The 14,946-nt window shown below is 61.4% G+C and carries 15 protein-coding genes; 14 read left to right on the plus strand and 1 reads right to left on the minus strand.

Annotation, left to right across the window (positions count from 1 at the left end; genetic code table 11):
• Positions 1 to 110: 110 nt before the first annotated feature.
• The 14 genes from C6558_RS11220 (at position 111) to C6558_RS11285 (ending at position 13,593) form a co-directional block, all read left to right on the plus strand.
• On the plus strand, positions 111 to 1,430 hold the full coding sequence (locus C6558_RS11220; RefSeq protein WP_057208035.1) for a sugar ABC transporter substrate-binding protein: 1,320 nt from the start codon (positions 111 to 113) through the stop codon (positions 1,428 to 1,430).
• 179 nt (positions 1,431 to 1,609) lie between these two features.
• Positions 1,610 to 2,506, plus strand: coding sequence for a carbohydrate ABC transporter permease (locus tag C6558_RS11225; RefSeq protein WP_025428738.1), 897 nt, complete (start codon positions 1,610 to 1,612; stop codon positions 2,504 to 2,506).
• A complete protein-coding gene (locus C6558_RS11230) occupies positions 2,506 to 3,372 on the plus strand; it encodes a carbohydrate ABC transporter permease (protein ID WP_025428739.1) in 867 nt (288 codons plus the stop codon). Before C6558_RS11225 ends, C6558_RS11230 begins: the two co-directional genes overlap by 1 nt.
• 5 nt (positions 3,373 to 3,377) lie before the next feature.
• A complete protein-coding gene (locus C6558_RS11235) occupies positions 3,378 to 4,475 on the plus strand; it encodes an ABC transporter ATP-binding protein (protein ID WP_025428740.1) in 1,098 nt (365 codons plus the stop codon).
• Position 4,476: 1 nt separating this feature from the next.
• Complete coding sequence (locus tag C6558_RS11240) at positions 4,477 to 5,589, plus strand: mandelate racemase/muconate lactonizing enzyme family protein (RefSeq protein WP_057208031.1); 1,113 nt, start codon at positions 4,477 to 4,479, stop codon at positions 5,587 to 5,589.
• Between the two features lie 10 nt (positions 5,590 to 5,599).
• Positions 5,600 to 5,950, plus strand: coding sequence for an L-rhamnose mutarotase (locus C6558_RS11245; protein ID WP_057208030.1), 351 nt, complete (start codon positions 5,600 to 5,602; stop codon positions 5,948 to 5,950).
• On the plus strand, positions 5,943 to 7,022 hold the full coding sequence (locus C6558_RS11250) for a Gfo/Idh/MocA family protein (protein WP_057208028.1): 1,080 nt from the start codon (positions 5,943 to 5,945) through the stop codon (positions 7,020 to 7,022). Before C6558_RS11245 ends, C6558_RS11250 begins: the two co-directional genes overlap by 8 nt.
• 2 nt (positions 7,023 to 7,024) lie before the next feature.
• A complete protein-coding gene (locus tag C6558_RS11255; RefSeq protein ID WP_025428744.1) occupies positions 7,025 to 7,471 on the plus strand; it encodes a MaoC/PaaZ C-terminal domain-containing protein in 447 nt (148 codons plus the stop codon).
• A gap of 10 nt (positions 7,472 to 7,481) precedes the next feature.
• Positions 7,482 to 8,216, plus strand: a complete 735-nt coding sequence (locus C6558_RS11260; RefSeq protein ID WP_107027248.1) for an SDR family oxidoreductase — start codon at positions 7,482 to 7,484, stop codon at positions 8,214 to 8,216.
• Between the two features lie 25 nt (positions 8,217 to 8,241).
• Positions 8,242 to 9,087 (plus strand): fumarylacetoacetate hydrolase family protein, encoded by an 846-nt coding sequence (locus tag C6558_RS11265; RefSeq protein WP_057208024.1) that lies wholly within the window; start codon positions 8,242 to 8,244, stop codon positions 9,085 to 9,087.
• Positions 9,088 to 9,108: 21 nt separating this feature from the next.
• On the plus strand, positions 9,109 to 10,386 hold the full coding sequence (locus C6558_RS11270; RefSeq protein WP_084814741.1) for an L-fuconate dehydratase: 1,278 nt from the start codon (positions 9,109 to 9,111) through the stop codon (positions 10,384 to 10,386).
• 247 nt (positions 10,387 to 10,633) lie between these two features.
• Positions 10,634 to 11,611: a C4-dicarboxylate TRAP transporter substrate-binding protein gene (locus tag C6558_RS11275; protein ID WP_025428748.1), complete on the plus strand. Its 978-nt coding sequence runs from the start codon at positions 10,634 to 10,636 to the stop codon at positions 11,609 to 11,611.
• A 159-nt stretch (positions 11,612 to 11,770) separates the two neighbouring features.
• A complete protein-coding gene (locus tag C6558_RS11280; RefSeq protein WP_025428749.1) occupies positions 11,771 to 12,283 on the plus strand; it encodes a TRAP transporter small permease in 513 nt (170 codons plus the stop codon).
• A complete protein-coding gene (locus C6558_RS11285; RefSeq protein ID WP_025428750.1) occupies positions 12,280 to 13,593 on the plus strand; it encodes a TRAP transporter large permease in 1,314 nt (437 codons plus the stop codon). The genes C6558_RS11280 and C6558_RS11285 overlap by 4 nt, the downstream gene beginning before the upstream one ends.
• Positions 13,594 to 13,641: 48 nt before the next feature.
• On the opposite strand, the gene C6558_RS11290 is transcribed toward C6558_RS11285, so the two are convergent.
• Positions 13,642 to 14,937, minus strand: a complete 1,296-nt coding sequence (locus tag C6558_RS11290) for an MFS transporter (protein ID WP_025428751.1) — start codon at positions 14,935 to 14,937, stop codon at positions 13,642 to 13,644.
• Positions 14,938 to 14,946: the final 9 nt, after the last annotated feature.

Genomic DNA, 14,946 nt, shown 5'->3' on the forward strand with positions numbered 1-14,946 from the left:
AGAAAGTTCACCCTTGACGAGCGATAAAATTGTTGTTTGTATATGAATTAGTTTCTCACAAATGAGAAATGCGGGCCGGGATGAGGGCGCGCTACAGTGGAGGAGAGGTTATGAACAGGCTGCTTTCCGGCGTCTCGGCCGGAGTCATCATGCTTGCCTGCGCAGTGGGAGCGGCCAGCGCCGCGGAACTGCCCGGCAAGTTCGAAGGCGTCACCATCGACGCCAAGCTGATCGGCGGACAGCAATACGAAAAGCTCTATGAGCGCATCGCCGAATGGGAGAAGGCGACCGGCGCCAAGGTCAATATCCTGTCGAAGAAGAATCACTTCGAACTCGACAAGGAGATCAAGTCGGATATCGCCACGGGCGGTATCAGCTGGTGCGTCGGTTCCAACCACTCTTCCTTCGCCCCGCAATACCCCGACATCTATACCGATCTCCTGGCACTGCTTCCGCCGGAAGAAATCGCAAAGTTCGTGCCGGCTGTCATCGACGCCTCGACGCTCGGCGGCAAGCTCGTCATGCTTCCACGCGCGCAGTTCGACGTGTCGGCGCTCTACTATCAAAAGAGCCTCTACCAGGACGATGCCAAGAAGGCCGCCTTCAAGGAAAAATACGGCTACGACCTCACGCCGCCGGATACCTGGGCGCAGGTCAGCGACCAGGCAGAATTCTTCGCGGCCCCGCCGAACTTCTACGGTACGCAGTTTGCCGGCAAGGAAGAGGCCATCAATGGCCGCTTCTATGAAATGCTGGTCGCCGAAGGTGGCGAATACCTCGACAAGGATGGACGTCCGGCCTTCAATTCCGAAGCCGGCATCCGGGCGCTCGACTGGTTCGTCAAGCTCTACAAGGACAAGGCCGTTCCTCCGGGCACGACCAACTACCTCTGGGACGATCTCGGCCAGGGCTTTGCTTCCGGCTCGATCGCCGTCAATCTCGATTGGCCTGGCTGGGCGAGCTTCTTCAACGATCCGAAGTCGTCGAAGGTTGCCGGCAATGTCGGCGTCAAGGTTCAGCCGGCAGGTTCCTCGGGCAAGCGCACGGGCTGGTCCGGGCACCACGGCTTCTCGGTCACCGAGGACTGCGCCAACAAGGAAGCGGCAGCTTCGCTCGTCTGGTGGCTGACCAACGAGGATAGCCAGAAGCTGGAATCGGCGACCGGTCCGCTGCCGACGCGCACCGCCGTCTGGGAATACAACATCAAGGCCGCCGAGGGCGATGCCTACAAGACTGAGGTGTTGCAGGCTTTCCAGGAAGCGGCAAAGCATGCATTCCCGGTTCCGCAGACTGCAGAATGGATCGAAATCTCCAACGCCGTCTATCCTGAACTCCAGGCCGCCATCCTCGGCGACAAGACGTCGAAGGAAGCGCTCGACACTGCCGCCGAAAAGGCGACCGGCATCCTGGAAGACGCAGGAAAGCTCTGAGTAGAGACAGGAAGGCGGCGCCGATACCAAGGTGTCGGCGCCGCCTTCGTCATTTACTGCGTAACTCCCTGGATCGGAAATGGTCAGGAAGGATTATGCAGCAAGTTTAATGCCTTGCAGCGTCTTTTTCGCGTCATATCTGACGCGCGGCACTGTGATGTCACCCTCAGGAATGCCTGATGAAGCTCAAGAAACTGTCCGCACCGGTCCTTCTGCTGCTACCGGCCTTTGTCGTGCTGGCAGCGGTCATCGTGGTGCCGTTGCTCTTCTCCTTCTATTCGAGCTTCACGCCGTTCCGGCTGACCAAGCCTGAATCGCTCTGGATCTTCGTCGGTCTGCGCAACTACATCACCGTGCTGAGCAACTGGGATTTCTGGGTCGCTTTCGGCCGCACCGTCCTTCTGCTCACCGTCGCACTGAACACGGAGATGCTGCTTGGCCTCGGCCTCGCGCTCCTTGTCAACAAGGCCACCCACGGCCAGCGGCTGCTGCGCACCATCATGATGTTCCCGATGATGTTTTCACCGGTGCTCGTCGGCTTCCAGTTCAAATTCATGTTCAACGACAACATCGGTTTCGTGAACAATGCGCTGCAGTCGCTCGGGCTGACGGACCGCGCCATCCCCTGGCTGATTGACGGCAACCTCGCGCTGATCTCGATCATCATTGCCGAGGTCTGGTCGTCGACTGCGGTCTTCGCGATCCTCATTCTTGCCGGTCTTCTGGCGATGCCGAAGGACCCGGTCGAGGCGGCGCATGTCGATGGCTGCACGCCATGGCAGACATTCCGCTACGTCACCTGGCCCTATCTCATGCCTTTTGCCTTCATCGCCATGACGATCCGCTCGCTCGACGTCGCCCGCGCCTATGACATCGTGAAGATCATGACCGATGGCGGCCCGGCCAAGCGCACCGAGCTTCTGTGGACCCTGATCGGCCGCACGGCCTACGCCGACGCCCGCATGGGGATGGCCAACGCCATGGCCTATGTCGCCATCCTGCTGTCGATCGTCTTCACCGTCTATTTCTTCCGCAAGCTCGCCGCCGCGCGCCAGCAGATCGGAGCCGAGTGGTAATGGATATCAATTCGTCACATCGCCTGCGCCGGCGCCTCCTGAAGACGGCGCATCTGATCGGGCTGTTTCTCGCAATGGCCGTGATCTGCCTGCCGGGCCTCTGGATCGTGCTGTCGTCGTTGCGCCCGACCGTCGAGATCATGGCAAAGCCGCCGGTCTGGATCCCGGAAAGCATTTCGCTGGATGCCTACCGCGCCATGTTCGCCGGCGCCGGGCAGGGCGGGGTTCCCGTCTGGGACTACTTCCGCAACTCTCTCATCATCTCCGTCACGTCGACGGTGATCGCTCTGGCGATCGGCATGGCCGGTGGTTATGCCTTTGCCCGTTACCGCTTCAAGGCAAAGTCGGCGATTTTCCTCGGCTTCATGCTGACGCGCGCCGTTCCCGGCATCGCGTTGTCCCTCCCGCTCTTCATGATCTATGCCCGCACCGGCATCATCGACACGCATTTCTCGCTGATCCTGACCTATGTCGCGCTGAACGTGCCCTTCACTATCTGGCTGATCGACGGCTTCTTCCGTCAGGTACCGAAGGATCTGGCGGAAGCCGCCCAGATCGACGGCTGCACACCCTGGCAGGCATTCTGGCAGGTGGAGTTTCCGCTTGCTGGCCCCGGCATTGCCTCCGCGGGCATCTTCGCCTTCCTCACGTCCTGGAATGAATATGCTCTGGCCTCGCAGATCACCCGCTCGGTCAACTCGAAAACTCTGCCCGTCGGCCTGCTCGACTACACCGCCGAGTTCACGATCGACTGGCGCGGTATGTGCGCGCTCGCCGTGGTCATGATCGTCCCGGCGCTCACGCTCACCTTCATCATTCAAAAGCACCTCGTTTCGGGCCTCACCTTCGGCGCGGTGAAAGGATAACATTCATGGCTCCTGTCACCCTCAGGAAACTGGTCAAACGCTATGGCGCGCTCGAAGTCGTTCACGGCATCGATCTCGAGGTGAAAGACCGCGAGTTCATCGCCCTGGTCGGCCCGTCCGGTTGCGGCAAATCGACGACGCTGCGCATGATCGCCGGCCTCGAAGATGTCAGCGGCGGAGCCATCGAGATCGGTGGCCGCAAGGTCAACGACCTGCCGCCGCGCGCCCGCAACATCTCGATGGTCTTCCAGTCCTACGCGCTCTATCCGCATATGACGGTCGCCGAGAACATGGGTTTCTCGCTGAAGATCGCCGGCCGCTCTACTGACGACATCAAGGCGCGCGTCGATGAGGCTGCGACCATTCTCGATCTCGGCCATCTGCTGGAACGTCGCCCGTCGCAGCTGTCCGGCGGCCAGCGCCAGCGCGTGGCGATGGGCCGTGCGATCGTGCGCCAGCCCGACGTCTTCCTGTTCGACGAGCCACTGTCCAACCTCGACGCCAAGCTGCGCACCCAGGTGCGCACCGAAATCAAGAAGCTGCATGCCCGCATGCAGGCGACGATGATCTATGTGACGCATGACCAGGTCGAGGCGATGACGCTTTCCGATCGCATCGTCATCATGCGCGACGGCCATATCGAACAGGTCGGAACACCGGAAGAAGTCTTCCAGAAACCCGCGACGAAGTTTGTTGCCGGCTTCATCGGCTCGCCGCCGATGAACATGGACGAGGCCGTGGTCGACCATGGCCAGCTGGTGTTTGCGACCGGCGTCCGTCTGCCCATCCCGCCGCGGTTTGTCGGCGCGCTCCGCGCCGGCCAGAAGGTCACATTCGGCCTGCGGCCCGATGATATCTACCCCACGGGCCATGGCCTTCATGCCGGCGATGCCGCTGCCGTGCACGAGGTTGAGCTGCCCGTCACCATCACCGAGCCGCTCGGCAACGAGACGCTGGTGTTCATCCAATTCAATGGCCGCGACTGGGTTTCGCGCATGCTCAATCCGCGTCCGCTTCGCTCAGGCGAAAGTGTGCGCATGAGCTTCGATCTCTCCCGCGCCCATCTCTTCGACATCGAGACAGGAAAGGCTCTGGAAGGCTGACATGGCAAGGATCGAGAAAATTGAACTGCGTATGGTCGATCTGCAGCCGAAGGTGAAGCGGACCGACGCGATCCAGAGCTTCGTCAGCCAGGAAACGCCGATCGTCACGATCACGGATTCCGACGGCGCGACCGGGACGGGCTACAGCTACACGATCGGCACGGGCGGTTCCTCCGTCATGCGCCTGCTGTCCGACCATCTCGTTCCGATCCTGATCGGCGAGGACGTCGATTGCATCGAAGCCATCTGGCACAAGATGGAATTTGCCACCCATGCGACGACGATCGGCCCGATAACGGCGCTGGCACTCGCTGCCGTCGACACCGCCCTTTGGGACCTGCGCGCACGGAAACAGAAGCTGCCGCTCTGGAAGCTTGCCGGTGGCGCCAAGGACAGTTGCCCGCTCTACACCACCGAAGGCGGTTGGCTGCATATCGAAAAGGAAGCCCTCGTCGAGGATGCGCTTCAGGCCAAGGCCAAGGGTTTTTCCGGCTCCAAGGTCAAGATCGGGAAGCCGCACGGCTCCGAGGACTATGATCGCCTGTCGGCGATGCGCAAAGCGCTCGGTGATGGCTTCGAGATCATGACCGACTGTAACCAGGGTTTTACCGTTGACGAGGCGATCCGCCGGGCCGCTCGGCTGAAGGAGTTGGATCTCGCCTGGATCGAGGAGCCGCTGCCGGCCGACGATCTCGACGGCCACATCCGCCTGACACGCTCGACCCCGACCCCGATCGCCGTCGGCGAATCCATGTATTCGATCCGGCATTTCCGTGAGTACATGCAGAAGGGGGCCTGCTCGATCGTCCAGGTCGACGTCGCCCGCATCGGCGGCATCACGCCTTGGCTGAAGGTCGCGCACGCTGCTGAGGCTTTCGATATTCCGGTCTGCCCGCATTTCCTGATGGAACTGCATGTCAGCCTTGTCTGCGCCGTGCCGAACGGCAAATATGTCGAATACATTCCGCAGCTCGATGAACTGACAACCAAGGGCATGGAGATCCGTAACGGACGCGCCATTGCGCCGTCTGAAGCCGGCATCGGCATTGCCTGGGACTGGGATGCTGTGAAGGCGCGCTCGATCAACGAGTTCACCCGGGAATTCGTGAAGTAGGGAGGCCGCCATGCAACGAATGGGAATGGTGATCGGTCTTCAGCCCGACAAGATCGCCGAATACAAGACGCTGCACGCTGCCGTCTGGCCGGAGATCCTTACGCTGATCTCCGAATGCAACGTCACGAATTACTCCATCTTCCTCAAGGAGCCGGAAAACCTGCTGTTCGGCTACTGGGAATATGTCGGCGAGGATTTCGCAGCCGACATGGCCAGGATGGCCGCGCACCCGAAGAACCAGGAATGGTGGTCGGTTTGCATGCCATGCCAGAAGCCGCTCGAAACGCGCGGGGATGGCGAGTGGTGGGCGATGCTGGAGGAAGTCTTCCACCACGACGGAAAGGTCTTGCATCGTGACTGACCAGTTCGATCCGACGTCGCTGCAGCAATCCTGGCCGACACCCGAAAAACCGCGCCCGATCGTCATCTTCGGCGCCGGCAGCATTGTCGGTGATGCGCATCTTCCGGCCTATCGCAAGGCAGGCCTTCCCGTCGCCGGCATCTTCGATCCCGATGTCAAGAAGGCGGCGTCGCTTGCTGCCGAATGGGGCATCCGAGCGTTTGCGACCGAGACCGAGGCGCTGGCAATCCCAGATGCGATCTTCGATCTGGCGACGCCGCCGGCAGCGCATGCTGCAATCCTGTCGAAACTGCCAGTAGGATCGGGCGCCCTGATCCAGAAGCCGATGGGCGCAGATCTGGCAGCAGCCACGGAGATCCTCAACATCTGCCGTGACCGGCAATTGCAGGCGGCAGTCAATTTCCAGCTTCGCTTTGCCCCGATGATGCTGGCGCTGCGCGACGCGATCGAAAAAGGCTATCTCGGCCAGATCGTCGACTTCGATGCGTGGCTTGCACTTGCCACGCCCTGGGGTCTCTGGCCGTTCCTCAAAGGGTTGCCGCGGATCGAGATCGCCATGCACTCGATCCATTATCTCGACCTGATCCGCGGACTGCTCGGCAATCCCGACGGTGTGCACGCCAAGACGATCGGCCATCCCAATCATGAGGTGGCGCAGACCCGCACGGCCGCCATTCTCGACTACGGCGACCAGGTGCGCTGCGTGCTTTCGGTCAATCACGACCATGATTTCGGCCGCAAGTTCCAGGCCTGCGAGTTCCGTATCTCGGGAACCGAGGGGGCGGCATACGTCAAGCTGGGCGTCAATCTCGACTATCCGCGCGGCGAGCCCGACGAACTGTGGATCCGGCCAGCCGGTGGCACGGAATGGGTGGAGGTGCCGCTCAACGGCGCCTGGTTCCCAGACGCTTTTGCCAATCGCATGGCCAACCTGCAACGCTTCGTTAGTGGCGAGGACGAGCAGCTGATCGGCGCAGTCGACGACGCCTGGCAGACGATGGCGCTGGTCGAGGCCGCCTACCAATCCAGCGCGCGGCCTGCAACCGCGATCGCGCCACTTCCCGGACGTTGACGATGTTGGAACAGACAATCCATTTCGAAGACTATGAACTCGGCCATGTCAGGTTGAGCACAGGCCGTACGATCACCGAGACCGACTTCGTGGTCCATGCCGGGCATACGGGCGACTTCTTCCCGCACCACATGGACGCGGAATTCGCCAAAACCTTGCCCGGCGGCCAGCGGATCGCCCATGGCACCATGATCTTTTCCATCGGCGTCGGCCTGACGGCGTCGCTGATCAATCCCGTCGCCTTTTCTTATGGCTATGATCGGTTACGGTTCGTGCGTCCGGTTCATATCGGCGACACCATCCGCACCCGCGTGACGATCTCCGCCAAGGAGGACGATCCGAAGCGGCCGAAGGCGGGACGTGTCGTCGAACGGTGCGAAGTTATCAACCAGCGTGGCGAGGTCGTCCTCGCCGCCGATCATATCCTGGTCGTCGAACGCAAAGCATGAGGGGTCAACAATGACAACGGGTCTTTTGGGTAAGGTCGTCCTTATCACCGCCGCAGCCCAGGGCATCGGCCGCGCCACCGCGCTTGCCTTTGCCAAGGCCGGCGCCAAGGTGCATGCCACCGACATCAACACCGAGGCACTCGCAGCGCTGGCCGCAGAAGCCTCTGTTGAAACCCATCGGCTCGACGTTCTCGACCCAGGCGCTGTCGAGGCGCTGGTTGAGAAGATCGGTCAGGTCGACGTGCTCTTCAATTGCGCCGGTTTCGTGCATGCCGGCTCGATCCTCGACATGAAGGATGCCGACCTTGAATTCGCCTTCGACCTCAACGTCAAGGCGATGATCCGCACCATCCGGGCCGTGTTGCCGGGCATGCTTTCGCGCAAGGACGGCTCGATCATCAACATGGCTTCGGTTGCGTCCAGCATCAAGGGCGTGCCGAACCGCTTTGCCTATGGCGTGACCAAGGCGGCCGTCATCGGCCTGACCAAATCCGTTGCCGCCGACTATGTCGCCGACGGCATCCGCTGCAATGCCATCTGCCCTGGTACGGTCGAAAGCCCATCGCTGCAGGATCGCATGCGGGCACAGGGCGATTACGACGCGGCGCGGGCCGCCTTCATCGCCCGTCAGCCGATGGGCCGGATCGGCACGCCGGAAGAGATCGCCGATCTCGCCCTCTACCTCGCCGGCGCGACCTATACCTCCGGGCAGGCCTATGCCATCGATGGCGGCTGGACCATCTGAGCACTCAAATCAGGGATATGACACCATGAAACTTCTTCGTTATGGCGAACCGGGGCAGGAAAAGCCTGCAATCATCGACGCGAGCGGCACGCTTCGCGATCTTTCCGGCCATGTCGCCGACTTCTCGGGAGCAGCGCTGGATCCTGCCAAGTTGGCGGAGCTGGCCAAGCTCGATCTTGCCAGCCTTCCGGCTGTGGCCGGCAGCCCGCGCCTCGGCCCTTGCGTCGCTGGCACCGGCAAATTCATCTGCATCGGCCTCAACTATTCCGACCATGCCGCCGAAACGGGTGCGACCGTTCCCTCCGAGCCGATCATCTTCATGAAGGCGACGTCGGCCATCGTCGGTCCGAACGATGACCTCGTCATTCCGCGCGGCTCCGAGAAGACCGACTGGGAAGTCGAACTCGGCGTCGTCATCGGCCGCAAGGCGAAGTATGTCAGCGAAGCCGAAGCCCTCGACTATGTCGCCGGCTATTGCACGGTCCACGACGTGTCAGAGCGCGCGTTCCAGATCGAGCGCCAGGGACAGTGGACCAAGGGCAAGTCCTGCGACACCTTCGGCCCGACCGGCCCATGGCTGGTGACGAAGGACGAGATTCCGGATCCGCAGAACCTGCCGATGTGGCTCAAGGTCAACGGCGAGACGATGCAGAACGGCTCATCCAAGACCATGGTCTATGGTGTCGCCTATCTCGTCTCCTACCTGTCGCAGTTCATGTCGCTGCAGCCGGGCGACATCATTTCGACCGGTACGCCGCCGGGCGTCGGCATGGGCATGAAGCCGCCGCGTTACCTCAAGGCCGGCGATGTCGTCGAACTCGGCATCGAAGGTCTCGGCACCCAGAAGCAGTCCGTACGCGCGGACGACTGATCTATTCTCATTGGAGCAAACATGACCCGCATCACCGATCTGCGCGTCTTCGATCTGCGCTTTCCCACATCGCAGAGCCTCGACGGTTCCGATGCCATGAACCCGGACCCTGACTATTCCGCGGCCTATGTCATCCTCGACACCGATAGCCCCGGATTGGCGGGCCATGGCCTGACGTTCACGATCGGGCGGGGCAACGACATCTGCTGCATGGCGATCAAAGCCATGCAGCATCTCGTCGTCGGCAGCGATACGGCGGAGATACTCGCCAATCCAGGCCGCTTTTGGCGACATCTGACCAGCGACAGCCAGCTGCGCTGGATCGGCCCGGAGAAGGGGGCCATTCATCTGGCCACCGGTGCCATCGTCAACGCGATCTGGGATCTGCTCGCCAAGGAAGCCAGCAAGCCCGTCTGGCAACTCGTCGCCGACATGTCGCCGGAAGAGATCGCCGACATTGTCGACTACCGCTATATGACCGATGTGCTGACCCGCGACGAAGCCGTGGCGATCCTGAAGCGTGCCGAAGCCGGCAAGGCGGAGCGTATCGCGACGCTGAAGAGCGAAGGTTACGCCTGCTATACGACGTCTGCCGGTTGGCTCGGCTATGACGACGACAAGCTTCGCCGGCTGGCGCAGGAGGCAATCGACCAGGGCTTCAATCACGTCAAGATGAAGGTCGGGCGTGATCTCGCCGACGACATCAGGCGCCTGACCATTGCACGCGAAGTCATCGGCCCGGACCGCTACCTGATGATCGATGCTAACCAGGTCTGGGAGGTCGGTGAAGCGATCGACTGGGTCAAACAACTGGCCTTTGCCAAGCCGTTCTTCATTGAGGAACCGACAAGTCCCGATGATGTCGCCGGCCACCGTAAGATCCGTGAGGCGATCGGCCCGGTGAAAGTCGCAACCGGTGAGATGTGCCAGAACCGGATCATGTTCAAGCAGTTCATCGCCGAGGGCGCGATCGACGTGGTGCAGATCGATTCCTGCCGCATGGGCGGCCTGAACGAAGTGCTGGCGGTTCTGCTGGTGGCGGCGAAGTATGAGCTTCCAGTCTGGCCGCATGCCGGCGGGGTAGGGCTCTGCGAATACGTCCAGCATCTGTCGATGATCGACTACATCGCCGTGTCTGGGACCAAGGATGGCCGGGTGATCGAGTATGTCGACCATTTGCACGAGCACTTCCTCGAGCCGTGCATCATCCACAACGCCGCCTACATGCCGCCGGAACGTCCAGGCTTTTCGATCGAGATGAAGCCGCAGTCCATCAAGGATTACACGTTCAAGGGCTAGTAGCGCCGATTATCCCTGAGAGGGTATTCATATATAAGGTGTGAATTCAAACGTGTTGCTTGAAGCCGCTGCAGGATCTCTGCGGCGGCTTTTGCTTTTTCCGCCAACGGGACGCGGAATGGCGCTCTCACCTTCGAACGGCCGCGGCACCGAGACATTCCACTTGACGCTTGTGACTCATTCGTAAATAACTTATTCATTCGCTTATGAATGAATTCCGGAGGGGAGTCCGGAACAGGAGGATCCAATGAAGAAGTTCGTGCTCGCGGCTGCCATCGCCGCTCTGTCCTATTGCGGTAGCGCCAATGCGCAGGAATACAGCCTGCGTTTTTCGACCTCGCAGGTGAATCCCAACGAGCCGATCGTCAAGGCGATGAAGACCTTCTCCGAGCGCGTCGAGAAGCGTTCTGACGGCCGAATCGCGATTACCGTGATGACCGGCGACCAGCTCGGCGCGCAGAAGAAGGTCAATGAGATGGTGATGAGCGGCGCCAGCCTGCTCAGCGCCACCGACTACGGCCAGCTCGGTCAGTTCGTGCCCGATATGTCGATCCTGGCCGGCCCCTACGTCTATCCGAGTCTTGAGGCCACGGACCGCCTGTTTGCATCGGACCTCTACAAGGAACTGTCGGGCAAGCTCGAGGCGCAGGGCATCAAGATCATCATGCCCAACGGCCTCTTCGGCTACCGCCACATCATCTCCAACAAGCCCGTCCGTACCCCGGCCGATCTTGCCGGCGTGACGATCCGCGTGCCGTCCTCGCCGATCATGATGGCGACCTTTGGCAGCTACGGCGCACGCCCGACGGAACTTCCCTGGGGCGATGTCTACAACGCGCTGCAGACCGGCGTCGTCGATGCCGCTGAAGGGCCATTCGGTTCGATCGCCGGTGCGAAGCTGAACGAGACCCGCAAGGTCGTCTCCAAGACCGGCCACCAGATCATGTTCACCGCCTGGGTCGCATCGAGCCAGTTCTTCAACGGCCTGCCGGAAGATCTGCAGAAGATCCTTCTGGAGGAGGGGCAGACGATCGCCAAGGAACTGACTGAGATGACGCTCGAAACCGACGACGCCTATGCCAAACAGCTCGCCGACTCCGGTGTCGAGATCGTTACAGACGTCGACGTTCCAGCCTTCGTCGAGGCGTCGCGCATCGCCTATGACAAGGTGCCGAACATTACTCCCGGCATCTACGACCGCGTCCAGAAGGCGATGGCCGAGTAGGCGGACACGCTCGCTCCCGCCGCCAACCCGGCGTCGGCTCGACGGTCGACGCCGGGTTGGCAGATCAGCTCACAGGGAATGTGAGACTGGTACAGCCGACCGCAAATGGGTGGCGCTATCGGCCACCCATATCCTTCTCTTCACATGACCGAGGCCGCCATGGAAACCTCACACCTTCAGGAAGAGACAATTCCTCTTCTCAGTTTTCGCCGCGCCGACGAGGCGATTGGCGTTGTCGCGCTCATCGTCATCGTCTTTTCGATCCTCTGGGGTGTCGTCAGTCGCTATATTTTCCCGCAGCCGGCTGCATGGACCTACGAACTGGCGATCATGGCCTTTGCCTATCTCGTGTTTTTCGGCGCCGTTGCCGGTGTTCGGTTGGGGACGCATGCGGCGATCGATGTGCTGGTCACGGCCTTCCCCGCAGGCTGGCAGAAGGCGATTGCCTGGTTCAATTACCTGTTGCTCGCCGTCTTCTTCCTGGTGATGACGGTGCTGTTTGCCTGGCAGGCATGGACGTCGCGCCAGGTCCACACCATCGCGCTCGACCTGTCGCGCAGCCTCTCCTATGGCCCGCTCGCCCTGGCATCCGCCGGCATGTTCGTTCAGCACCTGATCGTCGAGAGACCGTGGACCGCGCGGGTGCATCGCAATGTGGAATCGCTGATATGACCTTCTTTCATCTTGCCGGCCCGTCGCTGCTGGTCGTCGTTCTCTTCCTTTTGTCCACCCCGATCACCTGGGCGATGGCGATCGGCGCGCTGGCGTTCTTCCTCATCAACATGGACATGATTCCACTTGCCAACTTCGCCCAGGAAATGGCCGAAGGTAGCCAGTCCGTGTCGCTGCTGGCGCTGCCGCTGTTCGTACTCGCCGGCTGCATCATGAACGCCTCGGGCATCACCCGCCGGCTGCTCAACCTCGCAGACGTCCTCGTCGGCCATATGACCGGGGCACTCGCCCAGATGTGCACGGTTCTCGGCACGCTGCTTGGCGGCTTGACTGCATCCGCCAACGCCGATGCGGCGATGCTTGCCAAGACGCTGGGCGTCGAAATGTCGGAGCGGGGATACAGCCGTGCCTTCGCTGCGGTTATCACCTCATCGGCCGCCATTATCACCAGCCTGATCCCGCCGTCGATCGGTCTTATCGTCTATGGCTTCCTTGCCGAAACCTCGATCGGCCGGCTGTTTGCGGCTGGCGTCGTGCCCGGCCTTGTGCTTGCCGGCGGCCTGATGATCACCACCTACTTCATTGCCAAGAAGCGTGGCTACAAGCCGCTGCGCAAGGAGCGGGCGAGCCGTGCCGAAGCGATGAAGGCGCTGGTCGACGGTCTCTGGGCGCTGTCGATCCCGATCGTCATCTTCGCCGGAACTCGCTATGGGCTGTTCACCACCACGGAGGCTGGTGCAGTCGTCGTCGTCTACGTGCTGTTCGTGGCGGTCTTCGGTTACCGTGAGTTCACCATCCGCCAGATCCCGGAAGTGCTTGCCGAGTCGGTGCGCGATTCGGCCGTGGTCATGATCATGATCTGCGCGGCCGCGGCCTTCGGTTTCTATCTCGCCTGGGAACAGGTGCCTCAAGCGATGTCCGGCTGGCTGGGTGCAGCAACCGACAACCCGCTGTTGATGCTGTTGCTGATCAACGTGCTTCTGATCGTCATCGGTACGGCGATCGAGGGGTCGGCAGCGCTGATCATCCTCACGCCGATGCTGATCCCGATCATCGACGGCGTCGGTATCGATCGCGTGCATTTCGGCGTCGTCTTCATCACCAACCTGACCATTGCCGGCATTACGCCGCCGGTCGGTGGTCTGATGTACATCTCGTCGATGGTGCTGAAGGTTCCGATGATGGCCTATGCACGCGAAGTGCTGCCCTATCTCGCGATGATGATGGTGCTGTTGCTGATGCTCAGCATGTTCCCGCAGCTTTCGCTCTGGCTGCCGAACCTCGTTTACGGGACCACGGCAGTTCAATAGTCGATTGCCGGCCGCAATGAAGAACTGCGGCCGGCAACTGCTAGCATTTCACCCCGCCTGCGGCACCAGGTTTGCCGGTGCGCGCTGACCGATGGTCAGGACCAACAGTGCGGCGACGATGCACAGCAAGCCGGCGGCAATAAGCGCTGGCGTATAGGTCTCGAGCGACGTCCTGCTCGCGCCGGCGAGGAATGCAGCGCTCGCCGCGCCGAGCTGGTGTCCGGTAAACACCCAGCCGAAGACCAGCGCCGCCCGCTCTGCACCAAAGCGTTCCGCCGAAAGCTTCACGGTCGGCGGGACGGTCGCGACCCAGTCGAGGCCATAGAAGATGGCGAAGATCGACAGCGTGTAGATGTTGAAGCCGCTGAAGGGAAGGAACAACAGCGACAGGCCGCGAAGGCCGTAGAACCAGAAGAGCAGCCAACGATTGTCATAGCGGTCGGAGAGCCAGCCGGAAAAGACCGTACCGACGAGGTCGAATACGCCGATCAGCGCCAGGAAACCGGCCGCACCGACGGCAGCGATGCCGACATCGCCGCAGATCGACACCCAATGCATCTGGATCAGGCCATTGGTACTGAAGCCACAGACGAAGAAGGTCGCAAACAGCACCCAGAACGTGTTTGAACGGGACGCTTCCTGCAGCGCCTTCAATGGCGAAAGCAACAGGGTGCGCAGATTATGCTTCTGTGCTGGAGCCGGCACGATCGCCCGGCCGCCATAGGGCGCCAAGCCGACGTCAGCAGGCCGGTCCTGCATGAACAGGAGCACGAGGAGGAAGGCAAAGGACAGGACCGCGATGACGACGGTGAGGGCGGTGCGCCAGCCGATCGCCTCGGTGAGAGAGGCGAGGAGGGGCAGGAACACCAACTGCCCGGTGGCATTGCTGGCCGTCATCAGGCCGACAACGAGGCCGCGCCTTTTGTCGAACCAGCGCGTGGCGACGGTGGCGCCGAGCACTAGCGCGGTCATGCCCGTGCCGACGCCGAGAACGACACCCCAAAGCGCTACCATCTGCCACAACTGCGTCATGAAGAACGACGCAATGATGCCGGTAACGATGAGAACCAGCGCCGCGGAAACGACCTTCCTGACGCCGAAGTGGTTCATGAAGGCTGCCGCGAACGGCCCAAGCAGACCGAAGAGCACGAGGCGAATGGCGAGCGCAAACGATATCTCGGCAGTCGACCATCCGAACTCTGTTTCGAGTGGCTTGATCAGAACGCCCGCGGACCCCATTGCACCGGCCGTCGCCAGCATGACGAGGAATGTAACGGCCGCGACAGCCCAGCCATAATGGATGTCACGTTTGGCGAGATATCGCGCAAGCACCGGTCCGAACATCGGCCATTT

This window comes from Ensifer sp. NM-2 (genome assembly GCF_003024455.1).
GTDB classification, from domain to species: Bacteria; Pseudomonadota; Alphaproteobacteria; order Rhizobiales; family Rhizobiaceae; genus Ensifer; species Ensifer canadensis.

Coding starts and splice junctions, on each gene's coding strand:
- C6558_RS11280 (WP_025428749.1), top strand. CDS start 11,771: ATGGAAACCTCACACCTTCAGGAAGAGACAATTCCTCTTCTCAGTTTT.
- C6558_RS11255 (WP_025428744.1), top strand. CDS start 7,025: ATGTTGGAACAGACAATCCATTTCGAAGACTATGAACTCGGCCATGTC.
- C6558_RS11290 (WP_025428751.1), bottom strand. CDS start 14,937: ATGTTCGGACCGGTGCTTGCGCGATATCTCGCCAAACGTGACATCCAT.
- C6558_RS11275 (WP_025428748.1), top strand. CDS start 10,634: ATGAAGAAGTTCGTGCTCGCGGCTGCCATCGCCGCTCTGTCCTATTGC.
- C6558_RS11270 (WP_084814741.1), top strand. CDS start 9,109: ATGACCCGCATCACCGATCTGCGCGTCTTCGATCTGCGCTTTCCCACA.
- C6558_RS11260 (WP_107027248.1), top strand. CDS start 7,482: ATGACAACGGGTCTTTTGGGTAAGGTCGTCCTTATCACCGCCGCAGCC.
- C6558_RS11265 (WP_057208024.1), top strand. CDS start 8,242: ATGAAACTTCTTCGTTATGGCGAACCGGGGCAGGAAAAGCCTGCAATC.
- C6558_RS11225 (WP_025428738.1), top strand. CDS start 1,610: ATGAAGCTCAAGAAACTGTCCGCACCGGTCCTTCTGCTGCTACCGGCC.
- C6558_RS11240 (WP_057208031.1), top strand. CDS start 4,477: ATGGCAAGGATCGAGAAAATTGAACTGCGTATGGTCGATCTGCAGCCG.
- C6558_RS11285 (WP_025428750.1), top strand. CDS start 12,280: ATGACCTTCTTTCATCTTGCCGGCCCGTCGCTGCTGGTCGTCGTTCTC.
- C6558_RS11220 (WP_057208035.1), top strand. CDS start 111: ATGAACAGGCTGCTTTCCGGCGTCTCGGCCGGAGTCATCATGCTTGCC.
- C6558_RS11235 (WP_025428740.1), top strand. CDS start 3,378: ATGGCTCCTGTCACCCTCAGGAAACTGGTCAAACGCTATGGCGCGCTC.
- C6558_RS11245 (WP_057208030.1), top strand. CDS start 5,600: ATGCAACGAATGGGAATGGTGATCGGTCTTCAGCCCGACAAGATCGCC.
- C6558_RS11230 (WP_025428739.1), top strand. CDS start 2,506: ATGGATATCAATTCGTCACATCGCCTGCGCCGGCGCCTCCTGAAGACG.